The sequence below is a fragment of the Desulfuromonas versatilis genome (genome assembly GCF_019704135.1).
Lineage (GTDB): Bacteria > Desulfobacterota > Desulfuromonadia > Desulfuromonadales > NIT-T3 > Desulfuromonas_A > Desulfuromonas_A versatilis.
Genome location: NZ_AP024355.1, coordinates 1,102,858 through 1,120,614, shown reverse-complemented (window position 1 = coordinate 1,120,614; position 17,757 = coordinate 1,102,858). Strand labels below are relative to the sequence as shown.

General features: G+C 65.2%; 16 protein-coding genes and 2 pseudogenes. 13 read left to right on the top strand and 5 right to left on the bottom strand.

Translation table 11 applies throughout. The features are described 5' to 3' along the window. Positions 1-123: 123 nt before the first annotated feature. The 3 genes and pseudogenes from DESUT3_RS04925 to DESUT3_RS04920 all read left to right on the top strand — a co-directional run. Positions 124-2,028: a putative bifunctional diguanylate cyclase/phosphodiesterase gene (locus tag DESUT3_RS04925; RefSeq protein ID WP_221251340.1), complete on the top strand. Its 1,905-nt coding sequence runs from the start codon at positions 124-126 to the stop codon at positions 2,026-2,028. Positions 2,029-2,115: 87 nt separating this feature from the next. Then, positions 2,116-2,241 (top strand): hypothetical protein, encoded by a 126-nt coding sequence (locus DESUT3_RS21110; RefSeq protein WP_264082189.1) that lies wholly within the window; start codon positions 2,116-2,118, stop codon positions 2,239-2,241. A 12-nt stretch (positions 2,242-2,253) separates the two neighbouring features. Further along, a pseudogene (locus DESUT3_RS04920) lies at positions 2,254-2,592 on the top strand (peroxiredoxin family protein); the annotation flags it as partial. Between the two features lie 26 nt (positions 2,593-2,618). Here the strand turns inward: DESUT3_RS04920 and DESUT3_RS04915 are convergent. Next, entirely contained in the window at positions 2,619-3,302 is a 684-nt protein-coding gene (locus DESUT3_RS04915; RefSeq protein ID WP_221251338.1) for a YkgJ family cysteine cluster protein, read from the bottom strand. A 203-nt stretch (positions 3,303-3,505) separates the two neighbouring features. Here DESUT3_RS04915 and DESUT3_RS04910 point away from each other — a divergent pair, with 203 nt between their 5' ends. Then, positions 3,506-3,682: a hypothetical protein gene (locus tag DESUT3_RS04910; RefSeq protein ID WP_221251337.1), complete on the top strand. Its 177-nt coding sequence runs from the start codon at positions 3,506-3,508 to the stop codon at positions 3,680-3,682. A 19-nt stretch (positions 3,683-3,701) separates the two neighbouring features. On the opposite strand, the gene DESUT3_RS04905 is transcribed toward DESUT3_RS04910, so the two are convergent. Beyond that, positions 3,702-4,034 carry a DUF2845 domain-containing protein gene (locus DESUT3_RS04905; RefSeq protein WP_221251336.1) on the bottom strand — a complete coding sequence of 111 codons (333 nt, stop codon included), beginning with the start codon at positions 4,032-4,034 and terminating at the stop codon, positions 3,702-3,704. Between the two features lie 205 nt (positions 4,035-4,239). On the opposite strand from DESUT3_RS04905, the gene DESUT3_RS04900 reads away from it, so the two are divergent. From DESUT3_RS04900 to DESUT3_RS04870, 7 genes and pseudogenes are all read left to right on the top strand, one after another. Next, complete coding sequence (locus DESUT3_RS04900) at positions 4,240-5,382, top strand: exonuclease SbcCD subunit D (RefSeq protein ID WP_221251335.1); 1,143 nt, start codon at positions 4,240-4,242, stop codon at positions 5,380-5,382. A 2-nt stretch (positions 5,383-5,384) separates the two neighbouring features. Then, the gene (locus DESUT3_RS04895; protein WP_221251334.1) at positions 5,385-8,294 is read left to right on the top strand and encodes an AAA family ATPase; all 2,910 of its coding nucleotides are present in this window, start codon (positions 5,385-5,387) and stop codon (positions 8,292-8,294) included. Positions 8,295-8,399: 105 nt separating this feature from the next. Continuing rightward, the gene (locus tag DESUT3_RS04890; RefSeq protein WP_221251333.1) at positions 8,400-8,993 is read left to right on the top strand and encodes a LemA family protein; all 594 of its coding nucleotides are present in this window, start codon (positions 8,400-8,402) and stop codon (positions 8,991-8,993) included. Further along, positions 8,993-9,727 carry a TPM domain-containing protein gene (locus DESUT3_RS04885; RefSeq protein WP_221251332.1) on the top strand — a complete coding sequence of 245 codons (735 nt, stop codon included), beginning with the start codon at positions 8,993-8,995 and terminating at the stop codon, positions 9,725-9,727. The genes DESUT3_RS04890 and DESUT3_RS04885 overlap by 1 nt, the downstream gene beginning before the upstream one ends. Continuing rightward, a complete protein-coding gene (locus tag DESUT3_RS04880) occupies positions 9,728-10,363 on the top strand; it encodes a TPM domain-containing protein (RefSeq protein ID WP_225911629.1) in 636 nt (211 codons plus the stop codon). A gap of 209 nt (positions 10,364-10,572) precedes the next feature. Beyond that, a pseudogene (locus tag DESUT3_RS04875) lies at positions 10,573-10,851 on the top strand (ferritin family protein); the annotation flags it as partial. Positions 10,852-10,967: 116 nt separating this feature from the next. Then, positions 10,968-11,783: a family 1 encapsulin nanocompartment shell protein gene (locus DESUT3_RS04870; RefSeq protein ID WP_221251330.1), complete on the top strand. Its 816-nt coding sequence runs from the start codon at positions 10,968-10,970 to the stop codon at positions 11,781-11,783. A gap of 66 nt (positions 11,784-11,849) precedes the next feature. On the opposite strand, the gene DESUT3_RS04865 is transcribed toward DESUT3_RS04870, so the two are convergent. The 3 genes from DESUT3_RS04865 to serB form a co-directional block, all read right to left on the bottom strand. After that, positions 11,850-13,097 (bottom strand): nucleotidyltransferase, encoded by a 1,248-nt coding sequence (locus tag DESUT3_RS04865; RefSeq protein WP_221251329.1) that lies wholly within the window; start codon positions 13,095-13,097, stop codon positions 11,850-11,852. 112 nt (positions 13,098-13,209) lie between these two features. Continuing rightward, positions 13,210-13,902: a DNA/RNA nuclease SfsA gene (gene sfsA / locus DESUT3_RS04860; protein WP_221251328.1), complete on the bottom strand. Its 693-nt coding sequence runs from the start codon at positions 13,900-13,902 to the stop codon at positions 13,210-13,212. After that, positions 13,899-15,095, bottom strand: coding sequence for a phosphoserine phosphatase SerB (serB, locus tag DESUT3_RS04855; RefSeq protein ID WP_221251327.1), 1,197 nt, complete (start codon positions 15,093-15,095; stop codon positions 13,899-13,901). The genes sfsA and serB overlap by 4 nt, the downstream gene beginning before the upstream one ends. A 461-nt stretch (positions 15,096-15,556) precedes the next feature. Here serB and DESUT3_RS04850 point away from each other — a divergent pair, with 461 nt between their 5' ends. Both DESUT3_RS04850 and DESUT3_RS04845 read left to right on the top strand, forming a co-directional pair. Then, positions 15,557-16,720: an ABC transporter substrate-binding protein gene (locus DESUT3_RS04850; RefSeq protein ID WP_221251326.1), complete on the top strand. Its 1,164-nt coding sequence runs from the start codon at positions 15,557-15,559 to the stop codon at positions 16,718-16,720. 103 nt (positions 16,721-16,823) lie between these two features. Further along, positions 16,824-17,735 carry a branched-chain amino acid ABC transporter permease gene (locus tag DESUT3_RS04845; RefSeq protein WP_221251325.1) on the top strand — a complete coding sequence of 304 codons (912 nt, stop codon included), beginning with the start codon at positions 16,824-16,826 and terminating at the stop codon, positions 17,733-17,735. Positions 17,736-17,757 lie beyond the last annotated feature (22 nt).

The following is a 17,757-nucleotide window of genomic DNA, read 5'->3' as shown; positions in this document are numbered from 1 at the left end:
GAAGGCCGCACAGGAAATACTCCTTGGCCGGCGGGGGCTTTTCATTGACTTTTTCAAGGATTGCGATGAAATTATGGGGTTAATGCATCCTCCCCGGGTGCCGTTGCGAAACTCAGGATGCCCATGAGAAAGCATCTCATTTGCCTGCTTCTCTGCTCGCTGGCCGGCGGATTGTTCTTCAGTCTGCCGACCATGGTGCAGGGTCTTGCCCAGGAAAACCTGCCGCCAGGGGAATCCGTAGTCGCCGCCCTGGCGTTGGGCGGATTGGGCGGTCCGCTGCTCTATCTCTGGCGGCGGCTTGCCAACCGTCCCAATGGGCAGGAGCTGGAAGCGGCCAGACACTTTCGCGAGCTCTATCAGCGCACCCCGGTCATGCTCCACTCCATCGATGCCGGCGGACGCCTGGTCAGCGTCAGCGATTGCTGGCTGGAGACCCTGGGGTACCGGCGCGAAGAGGTCATCGGCCATCCCCTGACCGAGTTCATGACCGAAGGCTCCCGGCAAACAGCGGAAACCCTCACCCTGCCCGAGCTTTTCACCACCGGCCAGGTGAAGGACGTAGCCTGCCAACTGGTCAAGAAACACGGCGAGGTCATCGATGCCCTGTTATCCGCGGTCGCGGAACGGGACCGCGGCGGGAATATCCGCCGAAGCCTGGCCGTGGTGACCGATGTCACCGAACGCCGGCGATCGGAACAGGAGATCGAGAAGCTCGCCTACTACGACACCCTGACCGGACTGCCCAATCGCTCCCTGTTCCAGGACCGCCTCAGCCAGGCGATGGCCCAGGCCCACCGCGAAGGGGCCGGGGTGGGCCTGATGTTTCTGGACCTTGACCGGTTCAAGAGCATCAACGACACCCTCGGCCACGCCACCGGCGATCGCCTGCTGCAGGTGGTCGCCAACCGCCTGAAAAAATGCGTCCGGGAGGGCGACACCGTGGCCAGGCTGGGAGGTGACGAATTCGTCATCATCAGCACCGACTTCACCCACCATCAGGACCCGGTGGCTTTCGCCAAAAGGCTGCTGCGGGTCGTCGGCCAGCCCGTACAGTTCGATGGCCGGGAGTTCGTCACCACCGCCAGCATCGGCATCGCCATCTACCCCAACGACGGGGCGGACGTGTCGACCCTGATCGGCAACGCCGATTTTGCCATGTACCATGCCAAGGAGCTGGGACGCAACACCTACCAGTTCTTCTCCGCGGAGATGAACGCCCGCGCGCTGGAGAAACTCAACCTCGAGACCAGCCTGCGCCAGGCGCTCAAACGCGGCGAACTGTTCCTCGTCTACCAGCCCCAGCTCGACCTGGCCTCGGGAAGAATCACCGGGGTGGAGGCGCTGGCTCGCTGGCGCCACCCGGAAAAGGGTCTGATCCCGCCGGAGAAGTTCATCCCCATCGCCGAGGAGACCGGGCTGATTCTGCCGCTTGGGGAATGGGTGCTGCGCACCGCCTGTGCCCAGGCCAGGGCCTGGCAGGCCGCGGGCGTTCCCGGGCTGCGCATAGCGGTCAACGTTTCGGCCCGCCAGTTCAACCATCCCGAGTTTCTCGAGACGGTGGAGCGGATCCTCCAGGAAACCGGCCTCGATCCGAACCTGCTGGAGCTGGAGCTGACCGAAAGCATCGTCATGGAAAACGTCCAGGACGCTATCATGACCCTGACCGACCTCAAGGTTCGCAACATCCACCTGGCCATCGACGATTTCGGCACCGGCTACTCATCCTTGACCTATCTCAAGCACTTCCCCATCGATCGCATCAAGATCGCCCAGGAGTTCGTGCGGGACATCCCCAACGATGCCGACGATGCCGCCATCGTCGAGGCCATTCTGGCCATGGCCGGCAGCCTCAACCTGGAGGTCATCGCCGAGGGGGTGGAACGCAAGGACCAGCTGGGTTTTCTGCACCAGCGCCGCTGCAAGGAGATGCAAGGGTATTATTTCGCCCGCCCCATGCCCGCCGAGCAGTTGGCCGAGATCTTCTCGCGGGGCCTGGCCCGGGAACCGGCCTGCCTGTACGAGGGATAGTCATTTCGAGGGGTTTGACAGTCTCGTGCAGGGTGGAATAATTAAACAGGCGATCCATTCCAGCGCCATTTGAATAGCGAGGTGCTTATGCTCCCTGTTGAAAGCAGATTCCCCGACCTGACCGCCATAGCCACCGACTGCCGGGCCGTCCACCTGCCCCGGGATATCGCCACCGAGTGGGCGATCCTGCTCGGCTACCGGGCCAACTGGTGACCGTTCTGCCATCAGCAGTTGGCTGATTTCCAGAAGCATTTCGAACAGTTCGAACTCCTCGACGTATCGCTTTTCGCCATGTCCAGCGGCTCGCGCCAGGAAGCGCTCGACATGGAGCGGATCAACGGCCTGAGCTTCACCGTGCTCTACGACTTGGACGCAGAGGAGGTGGCCCGAAAAATCGGCGCCTTCTACGAACACCGGCGCCATATCATCCAACCCTTTGCCTTCATCCTGCAATGGGGGAAGATCGTCAACGCCACCTACAGCAACGGCCCGGTGGGGCGTCTGAGCCCGAGCGACGCCCTGGCGCTGATCCGCCATCTTCGCAACCGACCGGCAACCGACTGAAGACGGCGCGCCGCGGCCTCCTTTAGTTATCCGGAGCAGCGGGGAAAGGGCTCGCCGGCGAGAAAGGCATCGGCCAGTGCCGGCTCGTCCAGCAGCTGCCTGGTGGCCCCGGTCAGCCGCCCCCCGCCGGCGTCGAGCCCGGCCAGTTCCAGCCCCCGGGCCAGACCGGCGAAGGCCGATTCCATCAAGGATTTCTGAAACAGGTTCATCAGCACCGGGACTTGTTCGCCGAAAACCGCCCCGCAGATGGCCTCGCGGCAGCGCTCGGCATCGGTGGAGGTCACCGAGCGGCACAGCAGCGGCCGCACGGGATAGATGGAGCAGGCCCCCCGGGCATCGAGAAAGGCGCAGGGGCGCTGTGCAACAATGCGCTCCTCATCATCGAGCCAGCGGGTTTCGCGGTCCAGCTCGTCAAGACCCCGCCCCAGTGCGCCCAGTTCGGCAGAGCTTCTGGCTTCGGTGAGATAATGGCAAATGGCGATCGCCTCGGGGATCAGCACCGCGACATTGACCGTGCAGCAGGTACCGCACCCCTCGGCGCAGGCGATATGCCGGGCCTCCTCCCCCTGATGCGCCGCCAAATCCTCCTCGACCCGCCGGAAAAGCCTTTTCATCGCACCGGCCATCTCCCCAGGGGTGTCGGCCAGGGCCAGGCTCTGTTCGGCCTGGACGGCGATCAGCTGTTCATAACCTGCGAAGTCGAACCCCACGGCAACCTCCTTTTCGTTCAAGGGTTGTTCGGCCTGATGCAGCGTCCGGACCAGCCATCCAACGGTTAAAGGGTACCCGCTGCGGGCCCACCGTTCAAGTCCGGTGGGGCAGCCGGAGTCCGGAAATCAGCTATTGATAAATCTTAACCGAACTGGCAGAATGCAAACTCTTCCTAACCATCTCGCCAAGAAGGGGAAACGGCATGGACCTGTCCATCAGTTACGAATGCCCCGACTGCAAAACCATTTTCCGTGAGAAACTGACCGAATTGTTTCCCGGCAGACCCCGTCTCTGCCGGCACTGTGGCGGGATGACCCGGCTTACCCCCGATAGCCTGCGCGGCCTGGCAGCGGATCTGCGCGAGTTTATTGGCAGCTGACTGCCGGGGATGGGCGCCTTCAGAAGCCGTAGTCACCGGTTTCGATCTCGACCAGGCGGCCGTTTTCGAAGGTCAGGGTTCGCATGAACAGGCTGGGGCCGAAGTTGTAGGTCCACTCCTCCACCACCACCAGCCGGTAGTCCGGGTACCAATGCCCGAAATAGTAGATCCGCTCGCGGCGTCGCTCCTCCCAGGTATCGACGAAATCGGGCTCCCCGCAGCTTTTCAACACCTCCAGCTTGCGTTCGCCGACCAGGACCAGGTCGTTGCCGCAGCGCATGGCCGCGGCAGAGCCGCCACCCGCCAGAGATAGAGCCAGAACCAGCCATCCGCTCACCAGCCAGCGTTTCATCGTTCTCCCCCATTTTCCGTCGTTGCCACATCAGCCCCTTACCTTAGTTTACCCTCCCCGGGGCGAATTGAAAAAGTGGTGCCCCGGGCGGCTACCGCATCCCCCGGGGGCCTGCCGCCGATTTCCCTTTCCCTTGTCTTTCCCTGTTGTTATCCTCTTGGCGAAATTCCTTTCGAAAATCCCCTTTCGCTCGGGCCAACGGATCATGCGTTTTCTCCACACCTCGGACTGGCACATCGGGCGCCAGTTTCATAACATCTCGCTGCTCGAGGACCAGCGCCACGTTCTGCGGCAGATCGTCGACCTCGTCCGCGAACGGCAGGTGGATGCGGTCATCGTGGCCGGCGACATCTACGACCGCTCGGTCCCCCCCGCGGCGGCCGTCGCCCTGCTCGATGAAACGGTCAACCGCATCTGCAACGAGCTGCAGGTGCCGATGATTCTCATCGCCGGCAACCACGACGGCCCCGAGCGCCTGGCCTTCGGCGCGCGGCAGCTGGCCGGGGCCGGCCTGCACGTGGTCGGGCCGCTCTGGCGGCGGCCGCGGCCGGTGCTGCTCAAGGGCCGCCACGGCGAAGTGGCCTTCTACCCCGTCCCCTACGCCGACCCCGCCACGGTGCGCAACCTTCACCAGGTGGAGGTCGCCAGCCACGACGCGGCCATGGCCCACCTGTTGGAACAGGTCCGCAGCGACAATCCCCCGGGCCGTCCCTGCGTGGTGATCGCCCACTGCTTTCTCGCCGGCGGCGAAACTTCCGAATCCGAGCGCCCCCTCAACATCGGCGGCGCCGACCAGGTCTCGGCCGACTATTTCAGGGACTTTGCCTACGCCGCCCTCGGTCACCTGCACGGTCCCCAGTTCCGCGGGGCCGAGCACATCCGCTACTCGGGTTCGCCGCTGAAATACTCCTTTTCCGAGGAGCGCCAGCGCAAGGCGGTCACCCTGGTCGAGCTCGATGCCGCGGGCCAGGCCGCCATCGAGCAGATCCCCCTGCGGCCGCTGCGCGACATGCGGGTCGTCGAGGGGGCCCTGGACGAGCTGTTGGCCAAAGGCAAAAACGACCCCCGCCGCGAGGACTACCTGCTGGTGCGCCTCAGCGATACCCACGCGATCCTCGATGTGATGAACAAGCTGCGCGAGGTCTACCCCAACGTGCTGCACCTGGAGCGACCCGGGCTGATGTCGCGCAGCGAGCGGCTGGAAATGAGCCGCGAACGACTCAAGCGTGGGGAGATGGCGATGTTCGAGGACTTCTTCCGCCAGGTCACCGGCGAGGGACTCAGCGCGGAGCAGGAAAAGGCCCTCGCCGCCTGCCTCGAGACCCTGCACCGGGAAGGGGGGAACTGAGCATGCGGCCGCTGTCCCTGACCATGACGGCCTTCGGTCCCTTTCCGGCAGAGGAAACAATCCCCTTCGAGGCGCTGGACGAGAACCCGCTGTTTCTCATCAACGGGCCCACCGGGGCCGGCAAGACCACCATCCTCGACGCCATCTGCTTCGCTCTCTACGGCAAGACCACCGGCGACGAGCGCGAGGGAGCGCAGATGCGCTGCGACCTGGCGGCGCTGGAGACCCTCACCGAGGTCACCCTGGTTTTCGAGTTTTCGGGGCGGCGCTTTCGCATCCGCCGCGTCCCCGAGCAGCAGCGGCCCAAGGCGCGCGGTGAGGGGACCACCAGCCAGAGCGCCGAGGCCCAGCTTTTCGAACTGCACGCCGACGGCAGCGAAACCCTGCTGGTGGCCAGCAAGGTGACCGAGGCTACCCGGGAGATCGAGGAGCTCACCGGGCTCTCCGTCGACCAGTTTCGCCAGGTGATGGTCCTGCCCCAGGGCAAATTCCGCCAGCTGCTGCTGGCCGACTCGAGCGACCGGGAGAAGATCTTCAGCCAGCTCTTCCAGACCCGCATCTACAAACGGCTCGAGGAGAGCCTCAAGGCCCAGGCCGCGGAGATCCGCCGGGAGCGCGAACGCCGCCAGCAGCTGCGCCAGGGGATCCTGGAGGGGGCCGGAGTGGAAAGCGACGCCGCCCTGGAGAGCGAACTCGCCGAGCTGGCGCCCGAAGTGGCTAAGGCGACTAAGGAAAAAGACCGGCGGGAGCTGGCCTTCATTGCCGCGGGCAAGGATCAGCAACAGGCTCAGGCCCTGGAGAAATCCTTCCTGGAGCTGGAAAAGCTCCAGTGCAGGCAGGCCGAACTGAACCGGCAGCAGGAGACCATCGACCGGGAGCGCGCCCGTTTGCGGGCCGCCGAGCAGGCGGCAAAACTCAGGCCGGTGTTCGACGAGCGGGCCCGCTGCGATAGGGACTTTAGGCAGACCCAGAAAGAGGCCGAGCTTGCTGCCGGCCGCTTGCGAAACGCCGAGGAGCGTCTGGCCGCCGCCATCAAGAGACTTGAGGAAACCGCGCCGCTGCAGAGCGAACTCGATCAGGCCAAGCAGCAGGCGACCCTGCTCGAGGGCTATCGGGCCCGGGCCGACAGGATGGCCGACACCCGGCAGGCCTGGCAGAAGGCCGTCGAAGATTCCGAGCGGACCGAGCTGCTGCTGCAGCACAAGCTGCTCGCCGAGCGCAAGGGGTTGTGGCTGGAGCTGGAACGACTGGGCAGGGAACTCGCCAGGCAGCAGAAACTGCTGCAGATCCGCAAAGATCAGGGGGGCATACTGCGCCAGCGCTGCGAGGAGTTGGAGAAAAAGGCGAAAAAGCTGGAGCTGGCCTGGCACCAGGGGCAGGCGGCGATCCTCGCCGCCGAACTGCAGACGGGCGAGCCCTGCCCGGTCTGCGGCAGCCGCGAGCATCCCTTTCCGGCCCGCAGCGAGGCGCCCCTGCCGACCCAGCGGCAGGTGGAAGAGGCCCGGCAGGAGCTGCGCGCCGCCAACGACGAACTGCAGCTCGCCCGCGAGCAGTACGGGGAAGAGCAAAATCGCCTGCGCGAACTGCAGCAACGGCAGGAGCGCTGCCGCCAGGACCTCGGGGCCGAGGCCGATCGTCCGGCCGGCGAGATCGAGCGCGCCCTGGACGAGCTGCAGGCGGCTGCCAACCAGCGGGGGCTGAACCCGTCCGAGCTGCGCCAGGCACAGGGCAGCGACCTGGAACAGCTGCGCAGGGCGGTGCTGGACCGCAAAAGCGCCGCGGCGGCGGCCAAGGCCCAGGCGGAGACCGCCGAACAGGAGCTTCCCGAAGCCTACCGGGAGGCCGGAGCGCTGTCCCGGGCGCTCGATCAGGCCCGGCAGCAGATCGCCGGGGTGGAAAAGCGGATCAGGGAGATCAGCGACAGCCACCAGAAGGCCCTGGGGGATGCAAGGGCAGCCAAGGCGGCCGCCGATGCCGCCGAACAGCAGCTCAGAAAAACCGACGCGGCGCTGCAAACCGCCGGCGCCAAGTGCCTTTCGGTTCTGGACAGCGGCCCCTTCGCCGACGAGCAGGCCTACCGCGCAGCCCTCCTCGACGAGGCGCCCCTCGAGGCTTTGCGCCAGAACATCGCCGATTACGACCGCCAGAGCCAGCTGGTCGCCGGGGCCCTCGGCCAGCAGCGCGAAGCCCTGCAGGGCAGGAGCCGCCCCGACCTGGCAGCCCTGGAGGAGGCGCTGCGCCTGGCCGAAAACGAAAAAAACCAGGCAGCATCCCGCTGGCAGCAGCTCGAGGGCCGGCTGAAGCTGCTGCGGGACACCTGCGACAAACTGGCCCGCAGCGCGGCCCAGCAGGCCGAACTCGACCGGCAGTACGCCGTGATCGGCACCCTCAGCGACGTCGCCAACGGCCAGACCGGGGACAAGATCAGCCTGCAACGGTTCGTGCTCAGCGTGCTGCTCGATGACGTGCTGATCGAGGCCAGCCAACGGCTGAGCCTGATGAGCAAGGGGCGCTACCAGCTGCTGCGCAAGGAAGAGCGGGCCAAGGGGAACAAGGCCTCGGGGCTGGAGCTCGAGGTGGAGGACGCCTACACCGGCAAGGTGCGCCCGGTGGCTACCCTCTCCGGGGGGGAGAGCTTCATGGCCGCGCTCTCCCTGGCGCTGGGGCTCTCCGACGTGGTCCAGGCCTATGCCGGCGGCGTCCGCCTCGACACCCTGTTCATCGATGAGGGTTTCGGCAGCCTCGACGCCGAATCCCTCGAACTCGCGGTGCGCACCCTGATCGACCTGCAGGCCGCCGGGCGCATGATCGGTGTCATCTCCCACGTCGCCGAACTCAAGGAACAGATGCCCCTGCGCCTCGACGTGTTTTCCGGGCGCGACGGCAGCCATACACGGCTGGTCCTTCCCTGAGAGGGAAAAGCCGGCAAGAGAAATGCAACCTTGGCTTTACAGTACCGGACCCGGTGATTATATTTTCTGACACGCCCCTAGCCAATTTTATCCAAGGAGAATCCCATGATCCGCAAACACCTCTGGCTGCTGCTGGCCGCGGCACTTGTTCTGCCGGCCCTCTCCGGCTGCGGCTACAACGAAATCCAGAAAAACGAGGAGGCGGTGTTCGCCGCCTGGGCCGACGTCGAGGCCACCTACCAGCGCCGCGCCGACCTGATCCCCAACCTGGTGGAGACGGTCAAGGCCTACGCCGCCCACGAGCAGGAGACCCTGCAGGGGGTCACCGACGCCCGCGCCCGGGTCGGCCAGATGAACATCAGCGCCCAGGACCTCAATGACCCGGCCGCCCTGGAGCGCTTCCAGGCCGCCCAGGGGCAGCTCTCCAGCGCCCTCTCCCGCCTGCTGGTGGTGGCGGAGAATTATCCGGACCTGAAGGCCAACCAGAATTTCCGCGACCTGCAGCATCAGCTCGAGGGGACGGAAAACCGCATCAACGTGGCGCGCCAGCGCTTCAACGCCACGGTGCAGACCTTCAACAGCTCGATTCGCACCTTCCCCAACAACCTGACCAACAAGTTTCTGCTCAAGCTCGAACGCAAGGAGCCGTTCAAGGCCGAAGCCGGGGCCGAGGTCGCCCCCAAAGTGAACTTCAACTGATGCGCCTGCTGCGGCTTTTCGTCCCGGCGCTGCTGCTGTTGCTGCTGGCCTTCCAGGCAGCGGCCCTCGACGTGCCCCGGGCAACGGGATACGTCAACGACCGGGCGGGGATGCTTTCCGCCGAAACGGTGGTCAAGCTCGAACGCTTTCTGAACGGTTTCGAAAAAAGCGACTCCACCCAGCTCGTAGTCCTGACCGTCCCCTCCCTGGAGGGCAATTCGCTGGAGGAGTACGCCCTCAAGGTGGCTGAGGCCTGGCAAATCGGCCAGCAAGGGAAGGACAACGGCGCCCTGCTGCTGATCGCCCGGGATGATCGCAAGATCCGCATCGAGGTCGGCTACGGCCTGGAGGGACGCCTCACCGATTTGCTCGCCGGACGGATCATCGACAACGAGATTTCCCCCCGCTTCAAGGCGGGCGATTTCGACGGCGGCGTCATCGCCGGGGTGGCCGGCATGGCCGAGGCGATGCGCGGCGAGTACCAGGGGAGCGGTCAGAGCGGCGGGCGGAAAAAACAGCGCAGCCCCTTCGGCCTGCTGCTGCTGTTGTTCTTTTTCGCCCCGTTGCTGATGTCCATGCTGGGTGGTCCCGGCCTGCGCCGGGCCCATCACCGCCGAGGCGGCTTCTGGATCGGCGGCCCTCCCTTCGGCGGTGGCGGTGGTGGTTTCGGCGGCGGTGGATTTTCCGGCGGTGGTGGCGGTTTCGGCGGCGGCGGCTCCTCGGGAGGGTGGTAGATGATGAAAATGACGGCCAGAACCTTTTTTACCGAGGAAGAAAAACACCGCATCGAGATGGCGGTGCAGGAGGCGGAATCGCGCACCAGCGGCGAAATCGTGCCGATGCTGGTCGACGCCTCCTACGATTATCCCCGGGCGGAAATCGTCGGCGGGGGGATTTTCGCCACGGCCACCGCGGGCCTGATCGCCTGGTGGCTGGGACACAGCTCCATGTGGGTGTTTCTGCCCATGTTCCTGCCCCTCTATTTTCTGTTCAAGCTGATCCTCCGCCAGAGCCCTGGCCTGAAGCGCCGGCTCATTCACCCCGACGAGATGGCCGCCGAAGTCGAGGAGAAAGCCCTGCTGAGTTTCTACGAACAGGGGCTGCAGCATACCCGCGACCAGACCGGCGTGCTGATTCTCATCTCCCTGCTGGAACACCGGGTGTTCGTGCTGGCCGACCGCGGCATCAACCAGAGGGTTCCGCCCGAGACCTGGGACGAGATGGTACGCACCATCACCCTGGGGATCAGGGATGGACATGCCTGCGAAGCCCTCTGCGCGGCGATCCGCCATTGCGGCGATCTGCTCGAGGAGCAGTTTCCCCGCAAGGCCGACGACACCGACGAGCTGCCCAACCTGATCCTCGAATAGCCCCAATTCCTCTCCGCCATGGCCCGGCGGCGGTTCTCGTCGAACGCCGCCGGGCACCGCCGCCTCGCCCGCCGATCCCCCCCCCCCCTTTTTTCCAGAAAAAATCCCATCGCAGGTTTGACAAGCCGACGCCATGCGCCACAATTTATGGCGGCTACGTGAAAGCATGCCGACAATTTCCCGTTTTTATTTGCAAGGAGGACGTACCGATGCCCGATTTTGGCCATCCATTCAGCGGTCTGAAAAGTGACCGGATGCTCACCCACGAAGAGCTGGTCCGCGCCATTCGCTTCATGGTGTCGGCCGAGTACGAGGCGATCCAGCTCTACATGCAGCTCGCCGAGTCGACCGACAACACCCTGGCCCAGCAGGTGCTGGTGGATATCGCCAACGAGGAGCGGGTCCACGCCGGCGAGTTCCTGCGGCTGCTGAAGGAGCTGGAGCCCGAAGAGGAGATGTTCTACCAGCAGGGCGCCGCCGAAGTGGAAACCGAGTTTCTCGGCGGCCAGGCCGCCGCGGAGTCGGCGGCGCCGGCCGCGGATAATACGGCCAGCGGCCTCGGTGTCGGCAGCCTGAAGAACAAACCCTGACAAGGAGCGACCATATGAACCTGCTCAGACGTGAACTGGCCCCCATCACCCCCAAGGCTTGGGCGGAAATCGACACCATGGCCCGCGAAGCCCTGGCCGCCAACCTCTCGGCGCGCAAGTTCGTCGACCTGGATGGTCCTTACGGCATCGCCCACCCCTGCGTGAACCTCGGCAGGTTGCAGATCCCCGCCGAGCAGAAGCCCGGGGGGGTCCGCTACGGGGTGAACCAGGTGCTGCCGCTGGTCGAGACCCGGGTGAGCTTCGTGGTCAAGCAGTGGGAGCTGGACAATATCGAGCGCGGCGCCAAGGACTTTCAGCTCGACACTCTGGTGGAGGCGGCCCGGCAGATGGCCGATTTCGAGGAGCAGGCGGTGTATCACGGTTTCGGCCCGGCAGGGATCAAGGGGCTGCAGGCCGAGGTTCCCGGCCCGCAGCTGCCGCTGGAGCTGGAGATGGACGCCCTGGTCGACGCCGTCTCCGAAGGCCAGGCCCGGCTGCTGCGCGAGGGGGTGGAAGGTGGCGCCAACCTGGTGGTGAGCCCCGAGGTCTGGAAGTTTCTCGCCCGCAGCACCCCCGGTGGGACCCTGCGCAGCCTGCTGGAGATGCAGCTGGGCGGCCAGGTGATCTACTCCAACACGGTGAAGGGGGCGCTGCTCGCCGCCGCCCGCGGCGGCGACCTGGAGCTGACCGTGGGGCAGGACTTCGCCATCGGCTACCACCATCACACCGCCGAGGAGATTCACCTGTTCATGACCGAATCCTTCACCTTCCGGGTAGTCACCCCCGAAACGCTGGTGGGGTTCGAGATGAAGAAAAAGGCGAAGAAATAGCCTGTCCCCGGGGAAACAGACGAAAAAAGCCGGAGCGGAAACGCCCCGGCTTTTTCAATTTGGTCCTCAGCCGAAACGCACCGGCTCGAAAAAATCCCGATTGCGGTGCCCTCCCGGCCAGCGGCGCATCAGCAGGGTGTAGTTGCGCGTGGCGCGCAGCTCCAGCTCCAGCATCGCTTCGGCCACCCGGAAGGCTTGGCTTCTGCTCCCATAGTGGCGTTTGAGAATCGCCCGCACCCGCGAATAGTTCTGCACCAGCGGCAGGGCGAACTGCTTGCGGTTGGCGCTCAGGAACTCCCGTCCTTTTGCGCTGCTGCCCAGCAGGTGCAGGTAGAGCGGGCCGCACGCCAGAAAATCCGCCATTTGCGCCGCGCTCACCTCGTTGAGCAGGTAGGCCAGGAGGCGCTGGATGCGGGTCCGGGTGAACTGGCGGGGCCTGGCGCTCCCCACCAGTCCGTCGTAGCCGGTGCTGGACTCGGCAGCCTCGACCAGGCGGGTCTCGATCCCCTCCTCCAGCTGATAGAGCCCGCGCAGCGATTCGGCACCGCGAAACAGCCGGGCCAGCAGCAGCCGGTGCAGGCTCTCGGTATCCAGGCACCGCCCCTCGGCGAGTGCCTGCAGCAGCGGCGCCCGGCAGGTCGAGGGGATAAATGCCTCGACCGGCGTCCCGGCGTCCACCATCCGGCGGATTCCGGTGGCGCTGGCGATTTCGCCCACCGCCTCCACGTCGTGATAACCGGCGCCGATGCGCGGGATGGTCAGGGGGCGGATGGCGCTGCCGGTGGCGCGCAGGGCCTTGAGGTATTCGATGCCGAGGATGTTGTTGGGGGTGGCGAGCAGGTCGCCAATCGCGGGGGATGGGGAGAGTTCGCCGGAGGCCCGGGCCCGGGCCTCCGGGTAGCCGACCCCGGTACGCAGCAGCTCCCCGGTCCGCCCGGCGAGCGTTTCTTCCTGGTCGAGCAGCAGCTGGGCGCAGCCCTCCAGCGTGCCCAGTTCCCCCGATTCGCTGCCGAAGCAGACGCTCTCCACCCCGCCCAGGGCATCGAGGGCCTGCACCGCGCCTTGGGCGAAGTAGGGGGCGCTGTTGCAGGCGAAGGGAAAGGGGAGCTCCAGCACCAGGTCGACGCCGGCGGCCAGGGCCATCTCGGTGCGCACCCACTTGTCGACCAGCGCCGGCTCGCCGCGCTGCAGAAAATGCCCGCTCATCACCGCCACGGCGACTTCCGCATCCGCGACAGATTTGCTCCGCTGCAGGTGGTGGAGATGGCCGTTGTGGAAGGGGTTGTATTCGGTGATCAGGCCGACGGCGCGCATGGGAAACCAGGAGTCAGGAGTCAGGAGTCAGGAGTCAGGAGTCAGGAGTCAGGAGTCAGGAGTCAGGAGTCAGGAGTCAGGAGTCAGGAGTCAGGAGTCAGGAGTCCGAGAATTATAGCAGGACCGGAATCCGCTCGCCGACCCGGTTCTCCCTCGGCGACACCAGGCTCTTGTAGGCCAGCACCTCCACGCCGGCTGCGGCGGCTTCGCGCAGCAGGCGGCCGTACTCGGGGTCGATGGCGTCGGCGGGGGTGAAGGCGGCGGCTTCGCCGCGCTGGACGAGGAAAAAGATGACCGCGCGGTACCCCTGGCGGACGGCCTCCATCAACTCGCGCAGATGCTTCTGGCCGCGGGTGGTGACGGCGTCGGGGAAGCAGGCGGTTTGCGGCTCGCAGCAGAGGGTGACGTTTTTCACCTCCACCAGCGCCCGGCCGGCGCCGTTTTCCAGCAGAAAATCGATGCGGCTGCCGCCGAAGGGGTATTCGGGGCTCACCCTGAAGCCGGAGAGCTCCGCGATCCGCCCGGTTTTCAGCCCCTCCTCCACCACCCGGTTGGTGCGGTGGGTGTGGGTGTCGACCCAGTGGCCGTTCACCCGGATCAGCTCCAGGGTGTGCTGCAGCTTGCGCTTGGGGTTGTCGCTGAGCGAGACCAGCACCCGGTGCCCCGGCACCGCGCACTGCTTCATGCTGCCGGTGTTGGGGGTATGGGCGGTGACCAGGGTGCCGTCGGCCAGCTGCACGTCGGCGAGAAAGCGCTGGTAGCGGCGCACCAGGGTCCCATCGAGCAGAGGTTCGGGCAGCCTCACCCGGCGATCTCCTCCATCTCCCGCTCGGAGAGCCCGAGCAGGTAGAGGATCGAATCGAGACTCTGCTGGTTGATATGGTAGTTGGCCTGCTCGCGGACCCGCGCCTTGGCGTTGAAGGCGATCCCCAGCCCGGCCCTGTCGAGCATCGGCAGGTCGTTGGCGCCGTCGCCGATGGCGATCACCTGGTCCAGGGTGACCCCCTCCTGGCGGGCGATCTCCTCGAGCAGCTGGGCCTTGCGGGCGCCGTCGACGATGGTCCCCACCACCCCGCCGGTGACTTGCCCGCCCTCGATTTCGAGCTGGTTGGCGTAGGCGTAGTCGAGCCCCAGCTCCTGCTGCAGACGGTCGGTGAAGAACTTGAAGCCCCCGGAGATGACCGCGGTCTTGAAGCCCAGACGCTTGAGGATGCGCACCAGGTTCTTGGCGCCGGGGGTGAAGGGGATGTTGCGGTAGACCTGCTCGAGGGCCTCGGCCTTGAGCCCCTTGAGCAGCGCGACCCGCTCGCGCAGGGCCCCCTGGAAATCGAGTTCGCCGTTCATGGCCCGCTCGGTGATTTCAGCGACCTGCTCGCCGACCCCGGCGAGGCGCGCCAGCTCGTCGATGACCTCGATCTGGATCAGGGTCGAGTCCATGTCCATCACCACCAGGCGCTTGTTGCGCCGGTAGAGGCTCTCCTTCTGCACCGCGATGTCGACCCCGAGGTTGGCTCCGGCGTGCAGCAGCTTGCGGGTCATGGCCTTGACGTCGAGGGTTTCGGGAGCGGTGACGAGAAACTCCACGCAGCGCAGCTGCCCCTGGGTGAGCTTGGAGATCCGCTCGATGTTGACCTCGTGTTCGGCAAGAACCGCCGACACCCGCGCCAAGGCACGGGCGTTGACCTCGCCGCCGAGGATGGTCAGCACATAGGAGAAGCGGTTGCTCTTGCGCCGGTACTCGACCTCGTCAAGCACCTGGAAGTCGAGGTCCAGGCCGAGTTCCTTGGCCAGAAACAGCAGGTCTTTGATCAGCGGCTTCTGGTCGCTTTCGCCGGTGGGAAAATCGATCAGCACCGAAAGCGAGAGCAGGGTGTGGGTCACGGTCTGCTCGATGTCGCGGATGCGCGCCCCGGCCGCGGCAATGTTGCCGGTGACCGCAGCGATGATGCCGGGCCGGTCGGGGCCGGCGGCAGTGATAAGGACCATCTTGTTTTCCATGAATCGCCTTTCCTGGGGGAAGTGGCGACATTCTACTCATATCGGCCGCCGCCCGCAACCCTGCCGAGCAGGGTCCCATTCTGCCCTGAGGGGTGGGTGGATTAACCTTGACCCGCCTCCCCGTCCCGGGTATAAATATTGGAAATTTAACCAGCGGGACACAAGGTCGTGGCCCTGCTGAGCCAGCAACGGGGCCCGGTGGAGATGCAAGTTCACCCGGGCCCTTTTTGTTCGCATCCCCGGGGCGCAAGCGAACCAGGGCGTCGGGCTAATGACCGAAACGCCCCCCCGGCATCACCAGACGGCCGCTGAATATCGCCCGGTCCGCCGTGAAGTACGCAAGTTAGCTTGACATTTCCCAATGTTTCATTGTATCAAAATCACTTAGTCTTGCCTTGTCGGGGGCGGTTCCCGGTTACGCCCGATGGGATTTCTTATTTACCCCTATTCAGGAGGAGTACATGAAGAAAATGAAACTGGTGGCGCTGGTTTCCCTGTTGGCCCTGGCGGCGGCGCCCGCCCTGGCGGCCGACACCATCAAGATCGGCTTCAACATCCCGCTGACCGGTGACATCCCCAAGGTCGGCGAGTCGTCCAAGCTCTCCGCAGAGATGCTCAAGGAAGACATCAACGGCAAGGGCGGACTGGAAGTCGGCGGCAAGAAGTACATGCTCGAGTTCATCTACGAGGACAACGAGGCCAAGGCCGAATCGGCCGTCACCACCGCGCTGAAACTGATCGAAAAAGACGAAGTACTGGCCATGGTCGGCCCCAACTCCAGCAAGCAGGCGGTTCCCGCCGGCCAGGTCGCCAATGACAACGAAACCGTCATGATCTCCCCCTGGTCGACCAACCCCGACACCACCCTGGATCGCCCTTGGGTGTTCCGCGCCGCCTTCCTCGACCCGTTCCAGGGTCCGGTGGCCGTCGACTTCGCCGTCGAGCAGTTCGGCGCCAAGACCGCGGCGGTGCTTTACGACCTCTCCAACGACTACTCCAAGGGCCTGGCCGAGATCTTCAAGGAAGTCTTCGAAAAGAAAATGGGCCAAGGGACCGTGCTGGCCTTTGAAAGCCACGGTACCAAGGACCAGGACTTCAGCGCCCAGCTGACCAAGATCATCGCCGCCAAGCCCGACTTCATCTTCCTTCCCGACAACTACAACCAGGTGGCGCTGATCGTCAAGCAGGCTCACCAGCTCGGCTGGAAGGGTCCCTTCATGGGCTCCGACGCCTGGGGCTCCTCGGAGCTGATGGAGCTGTGCGGCGACGACTGCAAAGGGCTGTTCTTCTCCACCCACTACGCCGCGGCCGGCGCCACCGGCGCCACCAAGGAGTTCATCGACCGCTACACCGCCAAATACGGCAACGTCCCCGACGACGTCGCCGCGCTGACCTGGGACGCCACCCGCATCGTGCTGCAGGGGATCCAGGAGGCCGGTAAGCTGACCGGCAAACTGCGCCGCGACCGCCAGGCGGTCAAGGAAGGAATGGCCGCCATCAAGAGCTTCGACGGCATCACCGGCACCATGAAGTTCGACGAGCAGGGCGACCCGGTCAAGTGCGCCGTGGTGGTCAAGATCAGCGACTCGGGCGAATTCGTCTTCACCAAGTCGGTCTGCCCCTGATGAACCCCATCGAGAGACCGTAACAAACTGACGCGAAGTGGCAGGCCGGGTAATCCGGCCTGCCATTTTGCCTTCTGCGGTTGCCATTTAAAGGAATCTAAGCTTGCTTGCCACGATCATTCAGAACATCCTCAACGCCCTGCAGTGGGGGAGCTTCTACGCCCTGATCGCCCTGGGCTACACCCTGGTCTACGGCGTGCTGACCCTGATCAACTTCGCCCACGGCGACATCTTCATGGTCGGCGCCTACATCGCCTTCTTCGTGGCCACCTTCCTGCTGACCGCCGCCGGGCTGCCCGGCTGGGCGGCGCTGGTGCTGGTCATCCCCCTGACGATGATTTTGACCTCGGCGGTCGGGGTAACCCTGGAGCGGGTCGCCTACCGCCCGCTGCGACGCAAGGGAGCCAACCGGCTCTACGTGGTCATCACCGCGCTGATGGCCGGCCTGATGCTGGAGCACGGCAACCTGGCCCTGCTCGGCGCCAGCCGCAAGGCGTTTCCGGCGATGATCCCCGAGACGGTCTACAACGTCGGCGGGGTGAGCTTCACCAACCTGAAGCTGGCGGTCATCCTGACTGCCATCCTGGTCTTCGTGCTGCTGCACTTCATCGTCACCAAGACCCGGGTCGGCATGGCCATGCGGGCCATCTCCTACGACAAGTTCGCGGTGCCGCTGATGGGCATCCCCATCGACACCATCATCGTCGCCACCTTCGTGCTCGGCTCCTCCTTCGCCGGGCTGGCGGGGATCCTGTTTGCCATGAGCTACCCGGTGCTGGAGCCCTACATGGGCGCGCTGATCGGCTGGAAGGCCTTCATCGCCGCGGTGGTCGGCGGCATCGGCGACATCCGCGGAGCCTTCCTCGGCGGCTTTCTGCTCGGCGCCGTGGAAATCCTGGTGGTGGCGGTCTTCCCCTCCACCTTCCGCGACCTGTTGGCCTTCACGGTGCTGCTGGTCATCCTGACCTTCAAGCCGACCGGTCTGTTCGGGGTGGCGAAGACCACCAAGATCTGACAAGACTTACTTTACGGAAACC

Bases quoted from the DNA above. Each gene is read 5' to 3' on its own strand.
- DESUT3_RS04925 (WP_221251340.1), top strand. From the start codon at position 124: ATGAGAAAGCATCTCATTTGCCTGCTTCTCTGCTCGCTGGCCGGCGGA.
- DESUT3_RS21110 (WP_264082189.1), top strand. From the start codon at position 2,116: ATGCTCCCTGTTGAAAGCAGATTCCCCGACCTGACCGCCATAGCCACC.
- DESUT3_RS04910 (WP_221251337.1), top strand. From the start codon at position 3,506: ATGGACCTGTCCATCAGTTACGAATGCCCCGACTGCAAAACCATTTTC.
- DESUT3_RS04905 (WP_221251336.1), bottom strand. From the start codon at position 4,034: ATGAAACGCTGGCTGGTGAGCGGATGGCTGGTTCTGGCTCTATCTCTG.
- DESUT3_RS04900 (WP_221251335.1), top strand. From the start codon at position 4,240: ATGCGTTTTCTCCACACCTCGGACTGGCACATCGGGCGCCAGTTTCAT.
- DESUT3_RS04895 (WP_221251334.1), top strand. From the start codon at position 5,385: ATGCGGCCGCTGTCCCTGACCATGACGGCCTTCGGTCCCTTTCCGGCA.
- DESUT3_RS04890 (WP_221251333.1), top strand. From the start codon at position 8,400: ATGATCCGCAAACACCTCTGGCTGCTGCTGGCCGCGGCACTTGTTCTG.
- DESUT3_RS04885 (WP_221251332.1), top strand. From the start codon at position 8,993: ATGCGCCTGCTGCGGCTTTTCGTCCCGGCGCTGCTGCTGTTGCTGCTG.
- DESUT3_RS04880 (WP_225911629.1), top strand. From the start codon at position 9,728: ATGATGAAAATGACGGCCAGAACCTTTTTTACCGAGGAAGAAAAACAC.
- DESUT3_RS04870 (WP_221251330.1), top strand. From the start codon at position 10,968: ATGAACCTGCTCAGACGTGAACTGGCCCCCATCACCCCCAAGGCTTGG.
- DESUT3_RS04865 (WP_221251329.1), bottom strand. From the start codon at position 13,097: ATGCGCGCCGTCGGCCTGATCACCGAATACAACCCCTTCCACAACGGC.
- serB (WP_221251327.1), bottom strand. From the start codon at position 15,095: ATGGAAAACAAGATGGTCCTTATCACTGCCGCCGGCCCCGACCGGCCC.
- DESUT3_RS04850 (WP_221251326.1), top strand. From the start codon at position 15,557: ATGAAGAAAATGAAACTGGTGGCGCTGGTTTCCCTGTTGGCCCTGGCG.